We start from the raw sequence: 23,619 nt of genomic DNA, 5'->3' as shown, positions 1-23,619 counted from the left end.
CAAAGGTCATAAAATTTCCTGATAAAAGGTTTCCAGACTGCGGATTATTTTTTGGTGATGGTGTTGGGAGAGGATAAGCTCACGGGCATTTTTGCCGATCTCGGATGCTTTTTCAGGATTTTCATAAAGTTCAATGATAGCATCGGCAAATGTTTCGGCCGTATTGGCAATCAGCATATTTTTTCCGTGTGTGTAATCAATGCCTTCGGCACCGGTAGACGTGGAAACCACCGCTTTTCCCAAGCCCATGCTTTCAATGATCTTGATGCGGATACCGCTACCCGAAAATAACGGCGCTATGGCAATGGTTTTTGAACGGATAAATTCACGGGCATCGGCTACTTCTCCTGTAACAACCACATTTTTTATCTGTATTTCACGTAACCACCGGGGCATAAATCTTCCGGCAAGATAAACTTTTATCTGCGGGTTTTTGTGAATTACAAGGGGCCATACTTTTTTTAAAAACCATCGTATTCCTTCTTCGTTGGGCATCCAGTTCATGGCTCCGATATGGAATACGGCATTTTCCGGAGAAGTCTTTGTTTCTGTGGAATATTGTGCCGGGTCAATGCCAAAAGGGATGGCTTTTACCGGTTGCCGGGTGTGTTGTTTAAAAAAATTGGCGTCGTGTTTTGTGATGGGCAGAATCCCGTCAAATTGCGATACGACGGTTTTCTCATAGTTTTCCAGTGTGCGGGCAAAATGATGCAGGACAAATTTTTTACACGGACGTTTAGAAGATTGCGCCATGCGTTTCCATATCAGATGTTCGATATTATGCGCCCGTAAAATAATTTTTGCCCGGCTGTATTTCCTGATTACCGGCACATAAGGCGCCATAAATAGAGTTTCGATCTGGACGATGTCAAAAGGCGTACTTTTTAAAATATTCACCAGTTTTTTTTCAAAATCATCAGAAATAAATCGTTGTACGTGGTACGATTTATTTGAAAAAAGATTTTGTAGAACTTCAACCGGTTTTATTCTTAAATCAAGGTGGACAAATTCAATGCCGGTTTTCTTTTTGTAGCTTTCAGGCACGTCTTTTTCCTGTACAGGATATTTGTCAGAATAAGCCGTGATGACCTTCATCCGGTTTCCGGCATGGATAAGCCCTTCGATAAGCTGGTTCATGGCAATGGAACCGCCCTCTTTGGCAGGATAAGGAGGTTTATTGCAAACAAAAAGAATGTGCAGCGGTGCCATAATCTTATTTTGCCGATTTCTTTTTTAACCGGGGTAATTTTATTTTTCTGATCAGTACAACAATTTTCCGGAGTGCTTTGTGTTTTTCAAAATATTTTTCCCAGCTTTCAGTATCCATCAAGGGGGAGTCGGTAGTGGCTTTGTAAGTAAGAAAGAGACCGAGAGGCAAGATGATGATGGTGGAAAGCCAAACGCCTAATACTACGCTCATTTCGCCGGTTCGGGCTGCTTTTTCGCCGGTAACGGAAATCACATGATAAATGACAAAGAAAATTACGGAAATGACGACCGGTAAGCCCAATCCTCCTTTCCGGATAATGGCTCCCAGTGGTGCCCCGATAAAGAAGAAAATTAAACAGGCCAGCGAAAGTTTGAATTTCTGATGCCAGACAATTTCATGCCGGATGATTAGCTGTTCTCTGGGTTTTACAATCTTATCAGCATGAAATAAAACATTGTCTTTGGCTCTTTGCGCCTGTTGTGTGGCAAATTCCAGAATTTCTTGCTGGGCATCCAGTTTGAAATTTTTTAAAAACGGATATTTAATGGTTGTTTTCGGTGGAGCGTTTATTTTCTCATGCTTATTCTCCGGTTTGATTCTTATGGCTTCTTTTTGGGGCTTTTTTCGCTTTTTCGTACGGAGATAAGTGAAGTTTCTGATGGCATTTTTCCGGAAAACGATTTCTCTTTTTTTCAGCATTTCCGACAGCGAATCAATGGCATGATCGAGTTGCTTTACATTAAGCATGGAGTAATGATTTTTGAAAAGCGATTCGTCGGTATGTCCCATTTTGAGCTGGGAAAGATCAAAAGAGAGAATTTCTTTCTTGAATTTTATTTCTTCAAACGGATGTTTTTCACGAAAACCTCTTTCGTTGGTTATCTCGTTATAGTTGTAGCCGTCGAAAAGTGTAATGATCAGATGTTTTTGGTCAGGCGAAAGCTCCATGATTCCCTTTTTGGCCACCGTTACTTTGGTGTCTCCCATCCGGCTGGTATGGTCGTAAATCATCACATCATAGATGGTTTTATTGTCTTTGGCTTTTCGTCCGGCCCGGATCACATAGCCGTTAAGTTCATTATCGAAAATACCTTCGTCCAGGTTAAAAGCCAGTTTTTTCTGGCGGACGTCGTACAGCAGCGAACCAAATTTAAGGTTGGCTACCGGAAAAACATAGTTGGAAAAAAGAAAAGCGCCAATACTAATAAAAACCGCCAGGATAGTAAGCGGTTTCATGGCTTTCTGTAGTGAAATTCCGGCACTTTTTATGGCCACCAGTTCATAGTGTTCACCCAAATTACCAAAAGTCATGAGTGAAGAAAGTAAGACAGCCAAAGGCAAAGCCAACGGAATAAAAGTAGCCGAAGCATAGAACATCAGGCGCAGAATGATCGTCCATTCCAGGCCTTTGCCTACCATATCGTCCACATATTTCCATAAGAACTGCATCAGCAGGATGAAAATCGTAATGAAAAAGGTCATTAAAAATGGCCCCAAGTACGATCTTAACATGTACTGATGAAGTTTTTTCATGGATCTTCTTTTTTAGAAAATACAAAGATAGGGAAAGTGCGGAAGTGGTGAAAAAAAAGCCAGTCACTTTGCAGGCGACTGGCTTTTTATAATAAGGTTACTTTAAAAAATTAGTTCTTCAACACTTTTCGTGTGGAATAGTTAATTTTCAAAGCATTGACTTTACGGAGTTCTTGTTTAATATCCGTTACAATTCCCATTTTAGTGTGTTCATCCACTTTCAGGGAAGTAGTGAGCAGTTTACGGTCGGCTTCGTTTCGTGCCTGACGTTCTCTCGAAATGAATTCCGGGATATCTTTTACGGTAGCATAGCTGTCGTTAAGCTGGATACGTGATTTGGTACCCAATGCTTTATCCACAGGCTGACCTACGTAAATATAACTCACCAACGATTTTTTCTCCAGCTTTTGAACCTGGGTAGCCGTAGGCAGCGTATATTTCACCAAAGGTGAATTTTGCCGCATGGATGTGGTTACCATAAAGAAGAACAAAAGCATAAAGATGATATCAGGAAGCGAGGAAGTGTTAATTCCCGGACTTGATTTCGTTTTGGTTGTTTTAAACTTTGACATATTAATCTCCTCCTCCTACATTTTCCGGTTCTGCTTCAGACACACGAATCGGAACCAGTTTATTAATCGTCTTGATTTTCTTCGGATCAACAAGTTCTTTGTATTTTACACCATAGTACTTGAGAGATTGCTGGTCTTTTAAGATGTTAAAAGCCTTTGCAATAGCGTCTTGCACTTTGATGTACATTTGATAGGAGGTACCCCTGTCGTTTTTCAACGAAACAATTCCTTTACTCATCAGTACTTTTTTCCCTAATTCGGGAATATATTTGGCTTGTACTTCCGGATAGGCTTTGTTATTGGGATGCAGCGACATGAAATCTACCACTTTTTCGGTAAGATTGTCCACGTTAGCTGGTTTCCCGTTTACAAGCATAAGGTCGTGGCTGTTAATGAGAACTTTCAAAACGTTTCTCTCTTTTACATCCACGTTTTCGTTTTTATTTTTGACCGGCGGGGGCAGAATCCTGGTAATACCGGTATCAACATCCATGGTTGTCGTTACCAGGAAGAATATCAGCAAAAGGAATGCGATATCCGCCATTGATCCGGCATTAATTTCTGGTGCTGGTCGTTTAGCCATATCTTTTTATTTAAAAATTTTCACAACTCCTGAGTACAGGATAGCGATAATGGATAATCCAAAAGTGATGTAGGAAGCAATCAGTCCCATACCCACCAATTTGGATGTTTCAGGTGTAATCTTGTAAGTTTCCAGTTGTAATGGGGTCAACTGGTTGGTTGCAAAACTGTAGGAAACTCCAAGAATAACAGCAAGAATGACAATGCTGATCAGCATTTTAACGAGGTTTTTGGGATTAACTATGATGGTATAGATGGGTGCCAGAATAATGACTGCCACACCAAGAATCAGCATAAATTTACCCCAATTCAGGAAAGTATCTGTACTCATTACCCCGGCATAGAATGCCACTCCGGGTATTACTGCCAGAACAAGCAGCACGTACAGAATCCATCTGGTAATAATGGCTATTTTATCTTTCATGGCAGATTATTTTTTGTAATGTTTAGCCACGAGATCAATGAAAGCAATGGAAGTGTCTTCCATGTCGCTCACCAAACTATCGATTTTTGAAATAATGTAATTGTAAAATACCTGCAGAATAACGGCAACGATCAGACCGAATACGGTGGTCAACAAAGCCACTTTAATACCACTGGCCACAACGGTTGGGCTGATATCACCAGCAGCAGCAATGTCGTCAAAGGCCTGGATCATTCCGATTACTGTACCCATAAATCCCAACATAGGAGCCAGGGCGATAAATAATGAAATCCAGCTTACACCGCTTTCCAAACGTCCGGTTACCACACTACCGTAGGCAATGATCGATTTTTCCACATCTTCCAGTCCGTTGTCATAACGGTTCAGGCCTTCAGCAAAAATAGCAGCTACAGGACCACGGGTGTTGCGGCAAATTTCTTTGGCACCTTCGATGTCGTCTTTATCGAGTGCTTCTTCCACGTTTTTCAACAGTTTTTTCGAGTTGATGGAAGCGAGGCTCAGGTAAAGAATACGTTCAATGGCGATAGCCAAACCAAAAATAAGGGTTAAGAGGATAACGCCCATAAATCCGGGACCCCCTTCAATAAACTTTTCTTTCAACACCTGGTGAAACGATTTCGGCTGCTGTGCCTTAGCTGCCGGAGTAGCAGCAGTAGCGGCTACCGCAGTGGTGTCATTCGCCGTTGAATCCTGTTTTACTACCTGAGTAGTATCATTTGTTGCAGCATCCTGGGCATAAACAAAATTAGAAAACCCTATGGTCAACAGGGCTGCAATTGAAATAAATGCAATTAATTTTTTCATGATTGATAAAAATTGATTAAAACGATTTTACATTTTCTGATTAATGGTTACAAAAATATAAATTATTTGATTAAGAACTATTTTTTAGATGATTAATCGCAAAGTTGAAAAATTTTTTTCCTGCGGAGAGAGCGGGATTCGAACCCGCGATACCCTTTGGGGGTATACACGCTTTCCAGGCGTGCCTCTTCAGCCACTCGAGCACCTCTCCTTTTTTACGGTCGCCAAAAGTATAAAAATTATTGTTAATGGACAGTGATTTCTCCTCTTATGGACAAATTCATAATGTATCTAAATTTTTCCGGTGTCAGATTCTGTCCGAGCAGGTACATGCATTTGGTTAAAGCGGCCTCTGTAGTCATGTCGTAACCGCTGATAACACCGATCTTTTTTAGCTGTAATGAGGTGTCATATTTTCCCTGCTCAACAGCTCCGGCCGGACACTGTGATACATTAATAATATGTAATCCGTTTTGAATAGCTTGTTCCAGTAACCGGATAAACCAGGTTTCGGTGGTCGCATTCCCCGAACCAAAAGTCTCCATGATCACCGCTTTTAAACCCGGAATGTGAAGAATTCCTTCAACAGCTTCCGGCGTAATACCGGGAAACAATTTCAAGATAGCAATGTGGTTGTCCAGTGTTTTGTGGACTTTTAATTTTTTAAAATTAGGTTTCAGGATATGATGGCGGTTGTATTTGATGTAAACGCCTACATCGGCCAGCTCCGGATAATTGGGCGATACAAATGCGTTGAAATTCTCAGCGTTGTATTTCATGGTGCGGTTGGCCCGCAACAAGTGGTTTTCAAAATAGATACAGACTTCCGGTAAAAGCGGTGTGTTGTCTTCTGTGGCAGCAGCCAGTTCAATGGCGGTGATAAAATTTTCGCGACCGTCGGTTCGTAATACGCCTAACGGGAGCTGCGAACCGGTAAAAATTACCGGCTTGTTCAGGTTCTCCAGCATAAAACTGAGTGCCGAAGCGGTGTGAGCCATAGTGTCTGAGCCGTGTAATACGACAAACCCGTCAAACGATTCATAGTTCTTTTCAATAACCTCTGCCAATTGTATCCATCTTTCGGGACTCATGTCGCTGGAATCGATCAGCGGGGTAAAAGCGTGAAAATCCAACCGGTAATGAAAACGTTTCAACTCCGGGATTTGTTCGTACACGCCGTGAAAGTTAAAGGGTTTCAGCGATCCGGTTTTCGGATCTTTTATCATGCCGATGGTTCCGCCGGTATAAATAATGAGAAGGCTGATTTCGTTTTCCATGATGGTATGGGTTATTTTCGGTGATTGAAAAAAAGATTTTCGGCTGTAGAGCTTGTTACATCTGCTACTTTTTCAAGAGAAATTTGTTTTATTTCTGCCATTTTTTGGGCAATGTAAATCAAATAAGCACTTTGGTTCCGTTTTCCGCGATAGGGAACCGGGGTGAGATAGGGTGCATCGGTTTCCAGTACCAGAGATTCCAGAGGAAGTTTTTTTACCACTTCGGCCAGTCCGCTGTTTTTAAAGGTAACAATTCCGCCAATCCCCAGTTTAAATCCGGTGTCGAGCAGTTGTGCCGCTTCCTGTTCCGTTCCGGTAAAACAGTGAAAGACACCATGCAACCCGTCGTTAAGTTCTTCTTTCACGATCTGCAAAGTTTCTGAAAAGGCGTTGCGCATGTGTATGGAAACCGGAAGGGTGTATTTTTTTGCCCATTGCAGTTGCTGTCTGAAAGCCGTTTTTTGCTGTTCCGCAAAAGTGTTGTCCCAATATAAATCGATACCGATTTCGCCTATGCCGTAATATTTTCCTGTTTCGAGTTCGCTTTCAACGTGCTCCAATTCCTTTTCAAAATCATTGTTTACGGAGGTGGGATGTAAGCCCATCATCGGGAAACAAAAATCGGGATAAGCAGAAATCATCGATTTAAGCCGTGTGGTGGTAGAACGGTCGATGTTGGGCAGTAAGATGCGGCGGATTCCTTTTTGCAAGGCATTTTCCATGATCTCATCCCGGTCGTTATCAAAATCATCGAGATATAGATGGGTATGGGTATCGGTTAAAATCATGTTGCAAAAATAGGGGAAAAAGAAACGGTTTGTTGTAGAAAATCAGGAAATCCTTGCCCAAATCGTTTTTCCTTTGAATCGTTTTTTCATTTCGCGGTTTAATAAAAAGTTTTCCGGTTTTTGCAGCTGGGGATCTTCGGTGAGGATGGCCGCAGCGATCTTCCGGGTACGGGCAATGAGTACGCCGTCTTTGGCCAGGTTGGCAATATGAAAATCAAGCATGCCGGATTGCCGGGTTCCCTGGATGTCGCCCGGGCCGCGTAGTTTCAGGTCGGCTTCGGCAATTTCAAAACCATCGTTGGTTCTGACCATGGTTTCCAGTCGTTTTCGTCCTTCATTGGAGAGCTTGTTGCCCGACATCAGGATACACCACGACTGATCAGCTCCGCGTCCTACTCTTCCACGAAGTTGATGAAGCTGTGAAAGGCCAAAACGTTCGGCATTTTCAATAACCATTACGGAAGCATTGGGAACATCCACGCCAACTTCAATAACGGTTGTGGAAACCATAATGTGGGTTTCTCCTTTTTTGAAGCGCTGCATCTCAAATTCTTTATCCTCGGCCTTCATTTTTCCGTGTACTACGCTTACGTGGTATTCGGGTTCCGGAAATTCGCGTACGATATTTTCATAGCCGTCAATTAAATTTTTTAAATCAAGATTTTCAGACTCTTTAATAAGCGGATAAACCACATAAATCTGCCGTCCTTTTTTGATTTGTTCGCGCATAAATCCTATAACCCGGAGCCGTTTTGATTCAAAAAAATGAAGGGTTTTTACCGGCTTGCGTCCCGGTGGCATTTCGTCGATGATGGAGACATCCAGGTTTCCGTAAAGGGTCATGGCCAGCGTACGCGGAATAGGGGTGGCTGTCATTACCAACACATGGGGCGGAATGGTGTTTTTTTTCCACAACTTTGCCCGTTGGGCTACCCCAAAACGGTGTTGTTCGTCAATAACCACAAATCCCAGATTGCTAAATTTTACGGTGTCTTCAATCAGGGCATGAGTTCCTACCAAAATGGGAAGCTCGTGGTTTTGCAGGGCCTGGTGAATTTCTTTTCGTTGTTTGGCTTTGGTGGATCCGGTAAGTAATCCTACAGGAATATTCATTTTACCAAGCAACTTTTTTAAGGTGTTGTAATGCTGGGTGGCCAAAATTTCAGTAGGAGCCATAAAAGCTGTCTGGTAGCCGTTATCAATGGCAATGAGCATGCTCATGAGAGCAACCAGCGTTTTTCCGCTGCCCACATCGCCTTGCAAAAGCCGGTTCATTTGTTTCCCGCTTTTCATGTCATTCCGGATTTCGCGGATTACTCTTTTTTGGGCTCCGGTTAAAGTAAAAGGAAGATGCTGATGGTAAAATGTGTTAAAGATTTCTCCTACATTTTTAAAAACATGACCCGCCGTTTTTTCTTTCTGTATTTTTTTCTGAAGCAGCAGTTCCATTTGTAAAAAGAACAACTCTTCAAACTTTAACCGCTGAACGGCTTTTTCCAGTAAGGTGGTGTTTTTAGGAAAATGGATGTTAACCAATGCTTCGGCATGGCCGATCATTTGGTATTTTTCCTGAAGATAAGGCGGGAGGTTTTCCTGTATTGACGAAACCGTTTCTTTCAGCAGGGTTTGGATAATCCGGCTGAAACCGCGGCTGCCCAGTCCGGCTGTTTTCAGCTTTTCGGTGGTATGATAAACGCCTTCGAGCCGGTTTCCGGTTACCATGGTGTTTTCGGGTGTTGCCTCTTCCACTTCCGGGTGAACCATGTTGAACCGGTTTTTAAAAACCGATGGTTTGCCAAAAATGAGATATTCTTTTTGGGGATCAAACCGTTTTTTGATCCATTGCAGTCCTCTAAACCATAACAGTTCCATACTGCCGGTGTCGTCAGTAAGCAAAAACGACACATATCTGGTGCGTTTGTCTCCTACGGCTTTCATGTTTGAGACTTTCCCTTTCAGCAAAAAATAGGTTTTGTCAGAATTGACCTCGCTGATTTTGTAAATGCGGCTTTTGTCGATATACCGGAAAGGGAAATGGTAAAGTAAATCACCATACGTACGGATGTTAAATTCTTTGGCCAGCAATTCTGCTTTACGCGGACCAACTCCTTTCAGATAGGTAATATTTGTATCGAAAACCGAAGGCATGATTTTACAAAAGTAGTAAAGTTTGCCTTGGATTTTTTCTCTATTCCTGTGGTGAGCGGAATGGTTATTATGATTTGGGCGGCAGCCGGGTGCTACGCGATAGCTTACTTGGCAAAAACCGTTTTGCGCTACGCCGGCTCACGAGCTTCCGTTGGTCGCTGTCAGCCAGGCGGCTCCATATCGGTTTTGCCTGCGTAAGGCTGCTGCTTCGCCCTTCCAAAGGAACTCCTTCGGAGCCTGCCGCAAAGATTACAGGATAAATGAGCGGGTGGGTAACCCTGCAAGCACCAAATTCAAAAATCACCAGGCGTTTTGCTGGAAATAAAAACGGGTTTAAAGATTTGGTTTTATGAATTTTTTGTAACTTGAGGGCCACAAAAACAACAGCGATGATCAGCAAGGAAGAACTGTTAGAAGCCATTGAAATGGTGTTGGATGATAATCTGGAAGATGCGCATCGTATTGTACAACATTACGATTGTCCTGTATCCTGTTGGTTTCATGCTTTTTTACACCGGAAAGAAGGGGATACGTGGAATGCCCATTATTGGTATGAAAAAGCCGGTCGAGCCTTCCCTACCAAAAGCCTGGATGCCGAGCTGGAAGAAATTAGGGAATGGGTAGAAAATATGTGACCCTTTTTGTTACAGGACAAGCATGATTTGTTATTCCCCGGAATGGGAAAAAGTCTTTTTGTGTGTCCTTTTTTCGAAAATACAGATTTATTTTTTTTCAAGAATGACAAACGCGACAGCCATTTCGCGAAGGTGCGAAAGGGAAAGATGTGTCCGGATGATTTTCTGTTCGGATACAAAAGTCTTTACTTTTCCGTGAACCCTGATTTCAGGTTTCCCTAACGGATCGTTGATAATCTCAATCTCCCGGAAACGCATCCCATCACGATATCCTGTGCCCAGTGCTTTAAAAAAGGCCTCCTTTGCAGCATAGCGGGCGGCATAACTTTGGTATTTCCCGGCTTTTCGTGCTTCGCAATATTTCTGTTCGGCCTCTGTAAAAATTTTACCGGCAAAACCGGGGGTTTTTTCAATGGCTTTTTGGATGCGGTCGGTTTCAATGATGTCGGTTCCGGTGCCGAAAATCATAAGATTCTTTTGTTGAGATAAATAAATTACTCAGGCCGATTTTTATTGCGGCCTGAGTAATGTTCCTTTGTTGTGTTTATGAAATAACGCCCATTTCTTTTCCTACTTTGGTAAAAGCCGCGATGGCTTTATCCAGATGGTGTTGTTCGTGTGCAGCCGACAACTGAACACGAATACGAGCCTGACCTTTAGGAACAACGGGATAATAAAATCCGATAACATAAATGCCTTCGTCCAGCAGTTTAGCTGCCATATCCTGCGAAAGTTTGGCATCGTAAAGCATCACAGCACAAATGGCCGACTGGGTAGGCTTAATGTCAAAACCAGCTGCTTTCATTTTATCCATGAAATAAGCCGTATTTTGATGTAATTTATCCTGTAGTGCGTTGGTTTCGGACATCATGTCAAACATACGAATCCCGGCATTGACTACCATAGGAGGAAGGGAATTGGAAAAAAGATACGGACGCGAGCGTTGGCGTAACATCTCAATAATTTCTTTTCGTCCGGTAGTAAAACCGCCGATGGCTCCGCCGAAAGATTTTCCCAGTGTTCCGGTAATCATGTCAATGCGGCCGGTGATGTTAAAATGTTCGCTTACACCCCGTCCGGTTTCCCCGACTACGCCGGCAGAATGACTTTCGTCTACCATGACCAGGGCGTCATATTTTTCAGCCAGTTCAACCATTTTATCTACGGGTGCCACATTTCCGTCCATGCTAAAAACACCGTCGGTTACAATAACCCGGAAACGGTTTTTTTGTGCTTTTTTCAACTCTTCTTCCAGGGCCTCCATATCGGCATTGGGATAACGGTAGCGCTGTGCTTTACAAAGCCGTACCCCGTCAATAATGGAAGCATGGTTCAGACTGTCCGAAATGATGGCATCTTCTTCGGTAAGCAGTGGCTCAAAAACACCGCCGTTAGCATCAAATGCCGCAGCATATAAAATGGTGTCTTCAGTGCCAAAAAATTCGGCGATCTTGCGTTCGAGCGTTTTGTGTAAATCAGTGGTGCCACAGATGAAACGTACCGATGACATCCCGTAACCGTGAGTATCCAGTCCCTCTTTGGCCGCTTTGATCAACTCCGGGTGATTAGAAAGGCCAAGATAGTTGTTGGCACAGAAATTCAGTACCTTATCCCCGTTGTCGAGTTCAATTTCAGCACCTTGTGGGCTCACAATGATGCGTTCGTCTTTATACAACCCCTCTTTGCGAATGTTTTCCAGTTCGCGGGTCAAATGTTCTTTAAATTTACCGTACATGATAATTTGTTTAAGCTGTTATTGTTTGCACAAAATTACGGAAAATTTACAGGCAAAAAGAATTGTTCTTTGCCGTAAGAATTTTGTCCTTTTGAATAACAGCCCGCAGAAGTAAGGTTTACCGGGTTGTGTCCGTTTCGTACTCTTCGTGAGAAAATTTCCAGGTTGTCCGGATGGAAGTACGAATGGCTTCACAAGTGGCGGTATCATACAAAATACTCCAGTCAAGCGATTTGTTTAGCGTTGTATTGTCTTTGTTATCATTGAAAAACAAAACAGATCGCAATTGCGGGTATTTTTCGGGCAGGCTGTCAAAGGCCTGTTTGAACCATTGGGTACGATTACCCCCCACGGTTAAGCTTCCCATTTCTGTAATCATCAACGGTTTTCCAAATACAGCCAGCCGGTCGTAATAGTTTCCGAAAATTTGTTTGAAACTCCACCATTTCGACCAGGGAGCTACGGTTCCGTAATTCAATGCCGCTACTCCTACCCAGTCTACGTAATTATTACCCGGATAATATTCTTTGTAGTGCAAATAAGCCGGCTGGGGTGCCCAGATCCACATGACGTTATACACATTCATGTTTTTAAAAACCCGTACAACATGCCGCCAGGCAGCAATAAAATCTTTTGGTTTGTTATTTTGTGGTCCCCAGGGATAGCGGTAAGGGTCATTCATCTCGTGGCCGAAGCGGATAAAAACCATGTGCCCAAATTCTTTCACGCTTTGTGCCCATTTTTTAATATAAAAGTCGTATTCCCCTTGGGCTACAGCCTGCATTCCTTTTTTGTTTGGATCTACTACTTTGGGCAAATGGTGTTTTTCTCTGTCAAAGTCGTTGAGCCAGGGTTCCCAGGTAATCAGCGGGAGAGATCCCAAATCGTAAATTGCTTTGGCGTAAAGCATGGGAAACTCTTCTTTGGGTTTATCTCCCCAGGCTACATAAATCTGGATGAGCGCCAAAGGCGCTTTCAGCATTTTATCAAAACGAAGAATATTGTCAAAGCTTTTCATGTAGTTGTTATCGTACACGCCAAGAATAACGGTGTCAGGATAACGAAGAAAGGAAGGATCGTTTCTTTTGTTTTCAAACCATTTTAGTTTTTTTACTCTGATAGGAATGCGTTCTTTTAAGATTAAGTTATGTTCCACATCTGTTACTTTATTACCCAAAGTGGATAACATTTCAGAAATAGGCCCATTGGAACGGTTTCCGAGAAAGACAAAAAAGAGTACCAGTGCAATACCAAGCAAAGTAGCTCCTCCAATAAATGCCAGTCGTTTTATTTTATTTTTCATATGTTTTTATGTTTTTTTCTGTTTTGATTTTCTTTAAGTCCACTTTAGTCCAAGGCTCTTCAGGGTCCAGATCCCGGGATTCGTAAGCGGCATAAATTCCGCCGATAACCATAATGATGGATACAAATGCAAATGCAAACATTCCCCATACTTTTTGGCTGGTCAGGACCAAAACACCTTCTGATACTACGTATAGCCGGTCGTAAATAACGTAAGCCAAAGTAAATATAAAAAGAATAACCTGAAAGATTAATGGCCGGGTGTAAGGACTTAATCCTTTTACTGCTTTTTTAGCGGTGGGGATATAGGGAATATCGGCATTGACAACAGCCAGCATCGCACCGAGAAAAAAGACCGGCCACATGGCAAATTTCAAGATCATTCCGCGCCAGTGAAGGCCTCTTTCGGTAGGCGGATGGCTAAGCCAGTGCTGAACGTACAAATAAATCAGAATGGCGATAACGACTAAAGGAGTGCCTTTTAACAGGAATTCGCTAAACTCCATGTTTGCCGGCAACCATCCTGCCCAAAAGTAAAGGAATGGTATGGCCACGTATAAAAAAGTGGTGATTCCTACCATGTAATAGGTGGAGATGGCAAGGTAAGATATTTTTTGCCATCCGGTGAGTTTTTTATACAGTCGGGGCCATTCGGTGAACAAAACTTCAAAAACGCCCCGCGACCATTTTAGTTGTTGTTTGCAAAATGATCCAAAATCTTCCGGAACCAATCCGCGGCTTACTACAATAGGGCGAAACACTGATTTCCATCCGGCTGCATGTAACCGGATGGATGTAATTAAGTCTTCGGCTAATCCAATACCGTGTCCTCCAATGGATTCCAGCGCTTTTTTCCGGAAAGTACAATTGGCGCCAATGGCTACACTTGTGCCGTGGCCGTACATGCCCATCATGGTCGGGCCATAAAAAGTATACGTTTGTTCTGCAGCTCCTTTGGCGGTAAATGACCGGTATTGGTTATAGTAGGCCTGAGATACCTGTACAAAACCTACTTTTTCGTCTTTAAAATATCCGAGAACTTCATCCAAAAAATTAGGAAACGGAATATGGTCCGGATCGAGAATTAAAACAAAGTCTTCGTCAATCATTTGCAGTGCTTTGTTCACTTTTCCGGCTTTGGCTCCGGGTAATCCTACCAATTCGAGCCAAACGGCGCCGTGTTTTTCGGCAATTTCCCGGTATCGCGGATCCTGGGTGTCGTCCAACAGATATGTGGTATGCGGATAAGTAATGTTTGCACAGGCTTCCAGTGTTTTGTCGAACATGCTTAATGGTTCGCCCGGAGAACTGGTGGTGAAAATAGCCACCTTCAATCCTTTTTCCGGCTCAATCCGTTTGGGTTTTTTGATGGCAAAATAATTGACCCAAATTAAAATCATGCGCAAAATGCCATACCAAATAATCAGCGACAGTAAAACAAAAAGCGGGACAGAAGCCACATGGCCACGCCGAAACCACCAGTCAAAAAAGATGGCTACACTGATTATACCCGCAATCATCAAGATTAAAAAGAAAAAACGCCGAATTGATGTTACATCATGCGCTTCCCAAAATTGCCAGTAATCTTTTTTGTTTTTTGTTCTTTTTTTTACCTGCATGGCTTAAAAATAGTATTTAAAAACAAAATGGACATTGTGACTACTGTAGTAATAGGTTTGTAGATAATTATAGCTTAAACTAAGAGAAACTTTTCGTGAAATGTCTGTATGAAAACTTAACCCGAGATCCAGTGGAGTATAACTTTGGTAAGAAAAAGACTTAATGTATTGAAAGTCATAGAGTACATATCCCGGGGCTTTGGTTTGTGAATATACACCTATTGATGCGTGTCCGTAAATGGCTGCATAAGGTGAGAAATGATAATTAAAATTCACCAATACCGAATTTGCATATTGATTATGTGGTGTGTAATAAGGAACATAAATTCCTTCAACCTGAATGGTCTGGGTTGTGTCGATGTTTGCATTCATGGTCGTTTTCGGTACGAAACGGTCTTCTTTTGAGTCCATGTAATTGAAAGCATAACCAAAAGAGAGTTTTAAACCGGAAATATCCAATGGTTTGCTTAGAAACCATAAATAGAAGGCATTGACATAGTTGTCATCCGAAAAAAACTGGTAACGGCCTCCGGCCATTCCATTCCATCCATTGCTTTTGCCCAGGGTGAAAGCAAGAGAGTATTGGTCCATCATGAGCAAATTATCATTTACACTGGCGGTAGTGTAGCTGTAATTGGTCCGGCGGGCATCAAGTGTTACACCAAAATACTTGCCGAATTTTTTCTTCAAATTGGCACTTCCACCCCAGTCCTGGGTTTGGGTAGAGTTAGCGTAAAACCAGGCTCCGGAAAGTCTCAGTTCCATTTTGGCTTTTGGGAAGTGAAAACGGTTTCCGATTTCGGCCCGGGTGATGAGTCCGGGGTTGGCAATTTGTGAATAGTTAAAAGCGTTTCCGGAAAGGTCAAAATCCAGTCCGTTGGATACGAACCATCCGAAACGGAGTGTAGCTCCCAAGGCCTGCATGGGCTGATCGTCACTCATAAAATCGGCTTTTACTGTAAGCTGGGGCTGCACAATACGGTAAACTTCACGATAAAGTTGTTCGGTTTTTTGATCTCCGGGATGAAGTCGAACGGCCTCTTTTAAATGTTTTTCAGCTTGATGAACATTCCCCTGATAATATAAAATTTTGCCGAGAAAAGCTTGTACCTTGGCGTCGTCAGGTTTTAGCCGGAGATAATTTTGCAATTGATTTTTTGCATCATTCAATCTGTTTTCGGCATATAGCATCACAGCATAATCGTACTTAAGTGTCAGATCGTTTGGATGAAAACCGATGGCTCGCCGGTAAATTCTTTCTGCCCGACGGTAATCTTTCATCCAGAAGAGCGTTTGTGCGTAAAGTTGTTCTACCCACAAATTGCCGGGATATTTTTTCTCAAAATTGCCGAGAACCTGGGCTGCTTCACCAAATCTTTTTTGGTTGCGCAGCATCTTTGCTTTATTAACGGTTTGGTTGACAAGACTGTTTTGCGCTTGTAACGGAACAGCGATAACGATAAACGCGACAATAAAAGTAATTACGGCATAAACCTTATGCCGTAAAGGCATAAATTGAATTCTATAAAATGACATCCTTTTTCCCTCTTGATATTTATGCAAATAAACTGCAAATATGTAAAGAACCAACGGATAAAGAGTTACAATATTTTGTAAAAAGTGAATATCCTTTTAAAAACTTAATGAAGTTAGTTCTATATGATTTATAATCAATAAGATAAAAATCTTAAAAACAAATTAATTTTCTTTTTTTATTTTCCAGCGGCGGTGTGACCAAAGCCAGTCTTCGGGTTTTTTACGGATTGTTTTTTCCAGTAATTTGGCGTAACGCCGGGTGATCTCGCCATCAGGTAATGTTGACGGGTCATCGATGATAGGGGTGAGGGAAACTTCGTAATATCCCCGCTTAATACGTTGGGCTTCAGAATAGTAAACAGGAAGATTGTATTGTCTTGTAAAGAGTTCGGCTCCGCGCAAAAAGGCGGTTTGCTGACCGAGAAAATCAATCCAGTACACTTTTTTGGCTACGGGTGGCGGACTTTGGTCAGACACTAAAATAAAAGCTGAAAAATCGGGAGTGTATTTTCTGAAAAGTTTGGCCGTTTCGTAGATGGACCCCATAATCAATCCTTTTTGCGAACGGTGTTTCTTGAAAAAAAGATCGGCCGGCTTGTTTGAAAGTGGTTTGTAAATGATAACCATATGCTTAAACCCCAACTGTGAAGGGGTGGCTTTGGTGCCCCATTCCCAGTTTCCATAATGGGCCGGTAAAAAAACGGCACTTTTCTTTTCATCGCGGAGATGTTGTAAGATTTCCGGGTTTTTTACTTTGTACCTTTTAAGATACTGTTCATCCGTCATGGTAAAACCCTTGATCCCTTCCACAAAAATATCTGCCAGGTTTTTATAGCTGCCGCGAATCAGCTTTTTTAATTCCTTTTCTGAAATATCCGGGAAAGAATTACGGAGATTTTCTTCCACCACTTTTCGCCGGTAACGGATAATCCGATACAAAAAGAAGTACATCCCATCAGAGATGATGTATAAAACCCGGAAAGGAATTAAACCAACAACTCTGGCAAAAAACGCGAGTACCCATGTAATCAAATAATCCATGGGGCAAACTTATGAAATAAACCTGAAAGTACGGGTTTTTCTATTCTTCAGTAAAAAACCGGGTTACAAATTTTGACGGGATAATTTCAAAATAAAAATTGTGTACCTGGATGTTGTTTTCCGTTTGTGGCAGTATTTCTTTTGCCGGTTTAGGATTTTCATGGATCATTTGCTGAAATCGTTTTTCTGATATTTCCGACAACGCAATTTTTTTTCGTTTTTCGGCCAACACGTAAACCGGTTTGTTAAAGTGGTGAAAAAACAGTGCAAGCGGGAAAGTCCCGATTTTATTTAAAAAATAGTTATCCCACCATAAGTCTGCCCCAAACAGGGCAAAGTCAATTTGCCGGACAAATTGCGAAATGCTGTCTTCATGAAAAAGATGAACCCGGAATCCTAATTTTTCCAAGAAAACGGCCTGTAGGATTCCCTCGTTTACCGGTGAAGAAACGGTTTGCCAGATTTCCGGGAAAAGACGGGCCGAAGCCATTTGCGAAAAAAGCTGGCGAATGGCCGAACTGTTGCTGTGCAGCAAAATGTTTTTCCCGGATACGGTAGTATTTTCCAAAAAATTTTCGGCAGCCTTTTGCTGTGTATTTTCCCATTTTTTCCGGTATTGCTCGACAAATTGTTTTAATGCGACGCCTTGCACCCGGTTTTTATTGCTTAAAAAATGACGAAGTGTTTTTAAAAAATGATACAGAAGAGCAAAATGCGGAAAGGTTTGTTCCAGTTTATCTAGTTGTTTCAGGATATCGGGTATGTCAAGAGATTGTTCCGGAGGAAAAGAGTTTAATTGTTTCTGAACCGCATCAAGAATTGCCCCGGAACCGGAAAAATTATCCTGTAAGATATCGGTAAACAGCTGTGATTTCATGGCAAGCCATTCGTATGGAGGAAGTTATTTTTCCCGGTTTTTCTTTTCCCGTTCAGCCAAAAACTTTTCAATCAGTGCTTTGTCTTTCCATCCGTCAATTAAGTGCATCAGAGCCAGGCCGGGAGCATGAAACATCATGCGCGGGCCCGAATAACGCATCACCTCTTTAATTTGGGCTTTTCTCGGTTTGGAATAGCAATGGATGGTGCAATTTTTACAGGTGGGTTTGTTCTCTTTAAATACACATTTATCTACCCTGAGATAAACGTAGTCGAGTAAAGACCGGCAGTCAGGGCATAACTCATCCCCTTTTGTCCCATGGTAATGGTGACAATAGAGTTTAATCATTTCTTCAATGGTCTTTTTTTCGCGAACAATCCGTGCTTTTTTTCTGTCCATGCTATGTTTTGTCTTGTTTGCAGTGGCAAAGGTACCGAAAAAAGACAACCGGATTGTTCTTCCGGGTACTCTTTTTTCCCGTCCAATCACCGGAAGGAGCTTTGGGGCTTACGAAAAGATGTTATTTTTGCGGAAAAGAAATGCCATGGAAATCGTATCCATCCTTATCCTTTTTTTGTTGTCGTTTCAGGTGATGCCTGTGGCTTTGGGTATTGATGTCCGGAAGATGTCTTTTATCCATATAACCGGTAGTGTGGTATTTCTTGTGCTGGGACAGTTGTTGCTGTTTTTAACGGGGATCTGGCTGGGAAACCGGTTTATGCATCTCGTTTCGGGAATAAGCCGTTACATTCTGTTTGTTGGTTTTTTCCTGATTGCTGTACGTTTTAGCATGGAGGCTTTTCGGGTACGGAAAGGAGAACGAACGTATGTGGTAGGGAAAAGTGCAACGTATATTCTTCCGGCAGTAGCCCAGGCTGTGAATACTTTTCTTGCCGGGATTTTATTTTATTTTCTTCCGCTGAATCTTTCATCAGATATTATCTACCTGGCTCTTTTTTCTTTTGTTTTTTCCGTGTTGTTTGCCTTCATTAAAAATAAAACCTTGGCTTTGCCGGCCATTTCTTTACTTTACATGACCGCCGGAGGTTTGCTTACTTTTGTTTCGTTTTATTTTTTGTTTTTTTAAAGAACCATTCGTCTGATTTTATGAAATCGTTTATTAAAAAAGGATTTTTTCTTTTTTTGTTCCTGTCTGTTTTTCGGCTGTGGGGACAAATTCCTGACGGATATTATTCCAATGCCCAGGGGAAAACAGGAGAACAACTGAAAGCCGCTTTGCATGAGATTATTAAAGGACATAAAGAGTTTAGCTACAGCGACCTGTGGGATATATTAAGTGCTACGGATGAGGATCCGAAAAACAAGAATAATGTGATTCTGATATACACCGGTATTTCCAGAGCCAAGAGCGATCACGGTGGAGATGTCGGACAATGGAACCGTGAGCATGTATGGGCCAAATCGCATGGCGATTTTGGCACCGATCCGCCGGCGGGCACCGATGCGCATCACATCCGGCCTGCAGATGTCAAAGTAAACGCTTATCGCGGCAACCTTGATTTTGACAACGGAGGAACCTTGGTGCCCGGCACAGACGATTGTTATAAAGATGGCGACTCGTTTGAACCTCGCGATGCGGTGAAAGGAGATGTGGCCCGTATGATTTTTTACATGGCTACCCGCTACGAGGGTGATGACGGAGAGCCCGACCTGGAAGTGGTTGACCACGTGAATACCGGCGACAAACCGGAAATGGGAAAACTTTCTACTTTACTGGAATGGAATGCCCAGGATCCGCCCGATGATTTTGAACGTCACCGGAATGATGTGATTTATTATGAATATCAGCATAACCGTAATCCGTATATTGATCATCCGGAATACATTCAGAAAATCTGGGGTGGACCTACTTCCATTGCCCGTAATCCGGAATTACAGGTAGCGGTTTACCCTAATCCTGCGGTCGATTTTTTAACCGTGGAAAGCGGAGAAAACAAGACAATGGATTACCGGCTGATTAATCTTACGGGACAAATTGTACGTGCCGGAAAAATTGTTAACGGACAAAACCGGATTTGTCTAGAAAAGTTAAAAACCGGCCTCTATTTTTTAATTTTGACCAATCCGGAAAGCAGTTGGTCAAAACAGTATAAAATTATTAAAATGGCTGCCAGACAGTAAAAACAAAGACAATACTTAACTTATGATAAAACAAGCCACTGTACGTATTACCAAAGATTTTCGTTTTGAAATGGCGCATGCGCTGAAAGGATATGACGGGCTGTGTCGAAACATACATGGCCACACCTACGAATTGAAGGTGACCATAGCCGGGAAACCCATTATTGATGAAAAAAGTCCGAAACTGGGGATGGTTATGGATTTTGGTGATTTGAAAAAAATTGTCAAGGAAGAAATCGTTAATCGATACGATCATGCTTTGGTGCTGTACAATAAAATGCCGGACGGTTTACTTGCCGAGTTGAAAAAGAATTTTGAAAGGGTTATTCTGAAAGATTACAATCCCACCAGTGAACTGATGCTCATTGATTTTGTGGAGGTAATTAAAAAACGTCTTCCGGAAAATGTTACCTTAAAACACATGTTTCTTAGAGAAACGACTACCAGTTATGCGGAATGGTATGCCGAAGACAATGAGAATTGATCTCAACCGGAAAAGGAGAAGAATTAAGATTTTTAAACAAGAAATTGAAGATAATGAGTCAGGAAATTATATATATAACCAAAGGAAACGGCGACCGTGTTCCGTTTGATGAAAATAAGCTGCGTACCGCTTTGAAAAATTCGGGAGCAGGCACAAAAGATGTAGAGCAGGCACTGGCTGCAGTTAAAAAAAGTTTGTATCAGGGAATAACTACCCGGAAAATTTATCAAACGGCTTACCGGATCTTACGACGGAGTTCCAGACATTCTGCCGGGCGATACCGGTTGAAAAAAGCCATTATGGAATTGGGCCCGTCGGGTTATCCGTTTGAGAAATTTATGGGCCGGATTATGGAGTCCAGAGGCTATCAGTCGACGGTAAATGTTCATATCAAAGGGAAATGTGTGGAGCATGAAGTGGATGTTGTGGCCCGCAACAAAGATGAGCAAATGATGATAGAATGTAAATACCACAGCGATAGCAAACGGAATTGTGATGTTAAAGTGGTTCTTTACATCGAATCGCGGTTTAAAGATGTTGCAGCAGCCTGGAGAAAAGCCAATCCCGAATCGGATATTCAGTATTACGGGATGGTGGCTACCAATACCCGTTTTTCATCTGATGCTATTCAATATGCCGAATGTGCCGGATTGCGTCTTGTTTCGTGGGATTATCCGGCGGGAAACAGCCTGAAAAACTGGATCGACCAGTCGGGTTATCATCCAATTACCAGTTTGAGTGAATTAAAATCGGCTGAAAAGCAGTTTTTACTGGAAAAAGGAGTGGTCCTTTGCCGGGATATTCCGAATCATGTTCCCCTTCTGGAAGAGATGGGACTGAGTGAATTACGAATTGAAAAGTTATTGGCAGAAGCCGGTTTGCTGGCAGGAGAAATGTAAAAATTATGGCGACAACAATAAGAGAAATATGGACGGAACAACATATTGTTTCGTGGGAAGAAACAACGGTTGACAATCATCTGAGCATTACTGCGCTGGATCGTGTATTATTGCAGGCGGCCGTAGATCATGCCGAGCATCTCGGATTTGGATTTACCAATACCAGCAAAGAAGATCTTTCGTGGGTTTTATTCCGGATAAACATACAAATTAACCGTTTGCCGGCCTGGAAAGAAAAATACAAGCTGTTTACCTGGCCAAGCCGGGTAGGAGCACTGACCGCTTTCCGCGAATTTGAAATCCGGGATGAACAAGATGCCCTTCTGGCTGCTGCTACTTCCGAATGGTCGGTGATCAACCTGAAAACACGCCGTCCGCGCCGTATGAGTACGCTCGAACATCTGTATGATCATTTAACCGAAAAAGTAGCTTTAAACGAACCTTTTTTTAAACTGGATCCGGACATTGAATTTGAAGAGCTTTTTTCGGTAAAAATTCGCTATTCAGACCTGGATATGAATGGCCATGCCAATGCCGGAAAATATTTTGACTGGCTATCAGATGCGGTTTACGAGCAATACGGCCATAACCGTATGGCGTTCATTTCGTTTAATTATTTTCAGGAGTGTTTGCTGAACGATACCGTTTCTATTCAGAAAAGCCGCGACGGTTCGGGTTATATCCGTGGCTTTAAAAAAGAAACCGGAAAAACCGCTTTTTGGGCTAAGGTTGAAATGCAGCCGTAAGAAAATTTGTCTCTATTAATAGAAATCTCGCCCTCGTTATGCTGTGCACAAGGGCGAGATTTTTTTTGATGAGTTGAAGGTTAAACTGTTTTCCGGAAGGCCCGGAATTGTTTTTATGCTTTTGTTTTGCGGTATCGTAAGATAGCAAATGTCAACATGATCAATCCGTAACCGGTAAGGATAAAGAAATCTTTGTGGAAATCGGCAAAAGTGGATCCTTTCAGGATGATCATCCGGTTGATCTTGATAAAGTAAGCCAGCGGGTTAAGCATATTTAGCTTTTGAGCCCAAATAGGCATACTTTCTACCGGGGTAAACAAACCGCTCATTAGAATAAAGATCATCAGAACAAACCATGAAATAAACATAGCCTGTTGCATGGTGTCGGTCAGGGTAGAAACAAACAGTCCCATGGCCAATACCAGAATCAGATAAACGGCAGCAACAAACAGAAGCAACATGGAACTGCCGACGATCGTAATTCCGAACCAATATTTGGCAAGCAAAAGTCCGATTCCTAAATCGATCATGGCCAAAATCCAGAAAGGGATAAGTTTACCGGCAATGAATTCCATTTTTTTAATGGGCGTTACATTCAGCTGTTCAATGGTTCCCAGTTCTTTTTCTTTTACAATGTTCATTGAAGACAAGAACATGGCCACAATCGTAATCAGCAACACCAGGATTCCGGGGACCATATATGTTATATAATCCAGCTCCGGATTATACCAGAACGATGAGGTAACTTTTACCGGCATACCTTTGTAGTGCAGCGGAAATTGATGGACCACAATATTTTCATTAAACTGCTGGATAATATTAATGGCATAAGCTGCCATCAAACTGGCTGCACTTCCGTTAATAGCGTCGGTAACAATCTGTACTTCTGCTTTTCCTTCTTTAAAAAGTTTTCTTTCAAAACCGGGTTCAATCACGAGGATCTGATCAATTTTTCCGGCAGCGAGATTTTCTTCTGCATCCTGATAGTTGTCATTTTCGCCGATGAGTTTGAAAAATCGTGAACCGGAAAACTCGTCGGTAAGTGCTCTGGACTCGGTAGAATGATCATGGTCCACAATCTCAAGCCGGATGTTTTTGATCTCAAAAGTAGCTGTGTATGATAAAATCAGCAACTGAAAAATTGGGATCAGGATGATAATGGGCAACATGGATTTATCCCTGAAAATCTGGATAAATTCTTTTTGCAATATATACTTTACTGTTCTTAAACGCTTCATTTTTTT

25 protein-coding genes, 1 tRNA gene and 1 pseudogene are annotated in these 23,619 nt (G+C 42.2%); 7 read left to right on the top strand and 20 right to left on the bottom strand.

What is annotated here, in order from left to right; translation table 11 throughout:
• Window positions 1–6: 6 nt before the first annotated feature.
• The 11 genes from LA303_RS13135 to LA303_RS13085 form a co-directional block, all read right to left on the bottom strand.
• Window positions 7–1,209, bottom strand: a complete 1,203-nt coding sequence (locus LA303_RS13135; RefSeq protein ID WP_240525834.1) for a glycosyltransferase family 4 protein — start codon at window positions 1,207–1,209, stop codon at window positions 7–9.
• Window positions 1,210–1,213: 4 nt separating this feature from the next.
• Window positions 1,214–2,743 (bottom strand): LptF/LptG family permease, encoded by a 1,530-nt coding sequence (locus tag LA303_RS13130; protein WP_240525833.1) that lies wholly within the window; start codon window positions 2,741–2,743, stop codon window positions 1,214–1,216.
• A 110-nt stretch (window positions 2,744–2,853) separates the two neighbouring features.
• Entirely contained in the window at window positions 2,854–3,315 is a 462-nt protein-coding gene (locus LA303_RS13125) for an ExbD/TolR family protein (RefSeq protein WP_240525832.1), read from the bottom strand.
• A gap of 1 nt (window position 3,316) precedes the next feature.
• Entirely contained in the window at window positions 3,317–3,898 is a 582-nt protein-coding gene (locus LA303_RS13120) for an ExbD/TolR family protein (protein ID WP_240525831.1), read from the bottom strand.
• 6 nt (window positions 3,899–3,904) lie between these two features.
• A complete protein-coding gene (locus LA303_RS13115) occupies window positions 3,905–4,321 on the bottom strand; it encodes a hypothetical protein (RefSeq protein WP_240525830.1) in 417 nt (138 codons plus the stop codon).
• A gap of 6 nt (window positions 4,322–4,327) precedes the next feature.
• On the bottom strand, window positions 4,328–5,146 hold the full coding sequence (locus LA303_RS13110; RefSeq protein WP_240525829.1) for a MotA/TolQ/ExbB proton channel family protein: 819 nt from the start codon (window positions 5,144–5,146) through the stop codon (window positions 4,328–4,330).
• Between the two features lie 123 nt (window positions 5,147–5,269).
• Window positions 5,270–5,357, bottom strand: a tRNA-Ser gene (locus LA303_RS13105).
• Window positions 5,358–5,391: 34 nt separating this feature from the next.
• Window positions 5,392–6,423, bottom strand: a complete 1,032-nt coding sequence (locus LA303_RS13100) for an asparaginase (protein ID WP_240525828.1) — start codon at window positions 6,421–6,423, stop codon at window positions 5,392–5,394.
• A gap of 11 nt (window positions 6,424–6,434) precedes the next feature.
• Window positions 6,435–7,211, bottom strand: coding sequence for a TatD family hydrolase (locus LA303_RS13095; RefSeq protein ID WP_240525827.1), 777 nt, complete (start codon window positions 7,209–7,211; stop codon window positions 6,435–6,437).
• Between the two features lie 42 nt (window positions 7,212–7,253).
• Window positions 7,254–9,359 carry an ATP-dependent DNA helicase RecG gene (recG, locus tag LA303_RS13090; RefSeq protein WP_240525826.1) on the bottom strand — a complete coding sequence of 702 codons (2,106 nt, stop codon included), beginning with the start codon at window positions 9,357–9,359 and terminating at the stop codon, window positions 7,254–7,256.
• A 67-nt stretch (window positions 9,360–9,426) separates the two neighbouring features.
• On the bottom strand, window positions 9,427–9,759 hold the full coding sequence (locus LA303_RS13085) for a hypothetical protein (RefSeq protein WP_240525825.1): 333 nt from the start codon (window positions 9,757–9,759) through the stop codon (window positions 9,427–9,429).
• On the opposite strand from LA303_RS13085, the gene LA303_RS13080 reads away from it, so the two are divergent.
• Window positions 9,749–9,994 carry a hypothetical protein gene (locus LA303_RS13080; protein WP_240525824.1) on the top strand — a complete coding sequence of 82 codons (246 nt, stop codon included), beginning with the start codon at window positions 9,749–9,751 and terminating at the stop codon, window positions 9,992–9,994. The two genes, LA303_RS13085 and LA303_RS13080, sit on opposite strands and share 11 nt — an antisense overlap.
• Before the next feature lie 87 nt (window positions 9,995–10,081).
• On the opposite strand, the gene LA303_RS13075 is transcribed toward LA303_RS13080, so the two are convergent.
• The 8 genes from LA303_RS13075 to LA303_RS13040 form a co-directional block, all read right to left on the bottom strand.
• On the bottom strand, window positions 10,082–10,462 hold the full coding sequence (locus LA303_RS13075) for a holo-ACP synthase (RefSeq protein WP_240525823.1): 381 nt from the start codon (window positions 10,460–10,462) through the stop codon (window positions 10,082–10,084).
• Between the two features lie 76 nt (window positions 10,463–10,538).
• A complete protein-coding gene (gene kbl, locus LA303_RS13070; protein WP_240525822.1) occupies window positions 10,539–11,729 on the bottom strand; it encodes a glycine C-acetyltransferase in 1,191 nt (396 codons plus the stop codon).
• Between the two features lie 118 nt (window positions 11,730–11,847).
• On the bottom strand, window positions 11,848–13,032 hold the full coding sequence (locus LA303_RS13065; RefSeq protein WP_240525821.1) for a glycoside hydrolase family 26 protein: 1,185 nt from the start codon (window positions 13,030–13,032) through the stop codon (window positions 11,848–11,850).
• The gene (locus LA303_RS13060; RefSeq protein ID WP_240525820.1) at window positions 13,022–14,551 is read right to left on the bottom strand and encodes a glycosyltransferase family 2 protein; all 1,530 of its coding nucleotides are present in this window, start codon (window positions 14,549–14,551) and stop codon (window positions 13,022–13,024) included. Before LA303_RS13060 ends, LA303_RS13065 begins: the two co-directional genes overlap by 11 nt.
• A 102-nt stretch (window positions 14,552–14,653) precedes the next feature.
• Entirely contained in the window at window positions 14,654–16,162 is a 1,509-nt protein-coding gene (locus LA303_RS13055; RefSeq protein WP_240525819.1) for a tetratricopeptide repeat protein, read from the bottom strand.
• Window positions 16,163–16,348: 186 nt separating this feature from the next.
• Window positions 16,349–17,227, bottom strand: coding sequence for a lysophospholipid acyltransferase family protein (locus tag LA303_RS13050; protein ID WP_240525818.1), 879 nt, complete (start codon window positions 17,225–17,227; stop codon window positions 16,349–16,351).
• Between the two features lie 40 nt (window positions 17,228–17,267).
• Entirely contained in the window at window positions 17,268–18,104 is an 837-nt protein-coding gene (locus tag LA303_RS13045; RefSeq protein WP_240525817.1) for an eIF2B alpha/beta/delta subunit family protein, read from the bottom strand.
• A 24-nt stretch (window positions 18,105–18,128) separates the two neighbouring features.
• A complete protein-coding gene (locus tag LA303_RS13040; protein ID WP_240525816.1) occupies window positions 18,129–18,503 on the bottom strand; it encodes a nitrous oxide-stimulated promoter family protein in 375 nt (124 codons plus the stop codon).
• Window positions 18,504–18,648: 145 nt separating this feature from the next.
• On the opposite strand from LA303_RS13040, the gene LA303_RS13035 reads away from it, so the two are divergent.
• The 6 genes and pseudogenes from LA303_RS13035 to LA303_RS13010 all read left to right on the top strand — a co-directional run bounded on the left by LA303_RS13035 (window position 18,649) and on the right by LA303_RS13010 (window position 22,375).
• Window positions 18,649–19,191, top strand: coding sequence for a manganese efflux pump (locus LA303_RS13035; RefSeq protein WP_240525815.1), 543 nt, complete (start codon window positions 18,649–18,651; stop codon window positions 19,189–19,191).
• Window positions 19,192–19,286: 95 nt separating this feature from the next.
• A pseudogene (locus tag LA303_RS13030) lies at window positions 19,287–19,964 on the top strand (endonuclease I family protein); the annotation flags it as partial.
• A complete protein-coding gene (locus LA303_RS13620; RefSeq protein WP_394371589.1) occupies window positions 19,950–20,246 on the top strand; it encodes a T9SS type A sorting domain-containing protein in 297 nt (98 codons plus the stop codon). The pseudogene LA303_RS13030 and the gene LA303_RS13620, both read left to right, overlap by 15 nt.
• Window positions 20,247–20,268: 22 nt before the next feature.
• Complete coding sequence (locus LA303_RS13020) at window positions 20,269–20,730, top strand: 6-pyruvoyl trahydropterin synthase family protein (RefSeq protein WP_240525814.1); 462 nt, start codon at window positions 20,269–20,271, stop codon at window positions 20,728–20,730.
• 53 nt (window positions 20,731–20,783) lie between these two features.
• Window positions 20,784–21,629 (top strand): restriction endonuclease, encoded by an 846-nt coding sequence (locus LA303_RS13015; RefSeq protein ID WP_240525813.1) that lies wholly within the window; start codon window positions 20,784–20,786, stop codon window positions 21,627–21,629.
• A gap of 5 nt (window positions 21,630–21,634) precedes the next feature.
• Entirely contained in the window at window positions 21,635–22,375 is a 741-nt protein-coding gene (locus tag LA303_RS13010) for an acyl-[acyl-carrier-protein] thioesterase (RefSeq protein WP_240525812.1), read from the top strand.
• A gap of 113 nt (window positions 22,376–22,488) precedes the next feature.
• Here LA303_RS13010 and LA303_RS13005 read toward each other — a convergent pair whose 3' ends face one another.
• Window positions 22,489–23,613: an ABC transporter permease gene (locus LA303_RS13005; protein ID WP_240525811.1), complete on the bottom strand. Its 1,125-nt coding sequence runs from the start codon at window positions 23,611–23,613 to the stop codon at window positions 22,489–22,491.
• Window positions 23,614–23,619: the final 6 nt, after the last annotated feature.

This window comes from Candidatus Sulfidibacterium hydrothermale (assembly GCF_020149915.1).
Taxonomy (GTDB): Bacteria; Bacteroidota; Bacteroidia; order Bacteroidales; family F082; genus Sulfidibacterium; species Sulfidibacterium hydrothermale.
The sequence above is the reverse complement of the archived record's forward strand: the minus strand, read 5'-3'. Positions and strand labels throughout refer to the sequence as shown.

Coding starts and splice junctions, on each gene's coding strand:
- LA303_RS13135 (WP_240525834.1), bottom strand. CDS start 1,209: ATGGCACCGCTGCACATTCTTTTTGTTTGCAATAAACCTCCTTATCCT.
- LA303_RS13130 (WP_240525833.1), bottom strand. CDS start 2,743: ATGAAAAAACTTCATCAGTACATGTTAAGATCGTACTTGGGGCCATTT.
- LA303_RS13125 (WP_240525832.1), bottom strand. CDS start 3,315: ATGTCAAAGTTTAAAACAACCAAAACGAAATCAAGTCCGGGAATTAAC.
- LA303_RS13120 (WP_240525831.1), bottom strand. CDS start 3,898: ATGGCTAAACGACCAGCACCAGAAATTAATGCCGGATCAATGGCGGAT.
- LA303_RS13115 (WP_240525830.1), bottom strand. CDS start 4,321: ATGAAAGATAAAATAGCCATTATTACCAGATGGATTCTGTACGTGCTG.
- LA303_RS13110 (WP_240525829.1), bottom strand. CDS start 5,146: ATGAAAAAATTAATTGCATTTATTTCAATTGCAGCCCTGTTGACCATA.
- LA303_RS13100 (WP_240525828.1), bottom strand. CDS start 6,423: ATGGAAAACGAAATCAGCCTTCTCATTATTTATACCGGCGGAACCATC.
- LA303_RS13095 (WP_240525827.1), bottom strand. CDS start 7,211: ATGATTTTAACCGATACCCATACCCATCTATATCTCGATGATTTTGAT.
- recG (WP_240525826.1), bottom strand. CDS start 9,359: ATGCCTTCGGTTTTCGATACAAATATTACCTATCTGAAAGGAGTTGGT.
- LA303_RS13080 (WP_240525824.1), top strand. CDS start 9,749: ATGATCAGCAAGGAAGAACTGTTAGAAGCCATTGAAATGGTGTTGGAT.
- LA303_RS13075 (WP_240525823.1), bottom strand. CDS start 10,462: ATGATTTTCGGCACCGGAACCGACATCATTGAAACCGACCGCATCCAA.
- kbl (WP_240525822.1), bottom strand. CDS start 11,729: ATGTACGGTAAATTTAAAGAACATTTGACCCGCGAACTGGAAAACATT.
- LA303_RS13065 (WP_240525821.1), bottom strand. CDS start 13,032: ATGAAAAATAAAATAAAACGACTGGCATTTATTGGAGGAGCTACTTTG.
- LA303_RS13060 (WP_240525820.1), bottom strand. CDS start 14,551: ATGATTGCGGGTATAATCAGTGTAGCCATCTTTTTTGACTGGTGGTTT.
- LA303_RS13055 (WP_240525819.1), bottom strand. CDS start 16,162: ATGCCTTTACGGCATAAGGTTTATGCCGTAATTACTTTTATTGTCGCG.
- LA303_RS13050 (WP_240525818.1), bottom strand. CDS start 17,227: ATGGATTATTTGATTACATGGGTACTCGCGTTTTTTGCCAGAGTTGTT.
- LA303_RS13045 (WP_240525817.1), bottom strand. CDS start 18,104: ATGAAATCACAGCTGTTTACCGATATCTTACAGGATAATTTTTCCGGT.
- LA303_RS13040 (WP_240525816.1), bottom strand. CDS start 18,503: ATGGACAGAAAAAAAGCACGGATTGTTCGCGAAAAAAAGACCATTGAA.
- LA303_RS13035 (WP_240525815.1), top strand. CDS start 18,649: ATGGAAATCGTATCCATCCTTATCCTTTTTTTGTTGTCGTTTCAGGTG.
- LA303_RS13020 (WP_240525814.1), top strand. CDS start 20,269: ATGATAAAACAAGCCACTGTACGTATTACCAAAGATTTTCGTTTTGAA.
- LA303_RS13015 (WP_240525813.1), top strand. CDS start 20,784: ATGAGTCAGGAAATTATATATATAACCAAAGGAAACGGCGACCGTGTT.
- LA303_RS13010 (WP_240525812.1), top strand. CDS start 21,635: ATGGCGACAACAATAAGAGAAATATGGACGGAACAACATATTGTTTCG.
- LA303_RS13005 (WP_240525811.1), bottom strand. CDS start 23,613: ATGAAGCGTTTAAGAACAGTAAAGTATATATTGCAAAAAGAATTTATC.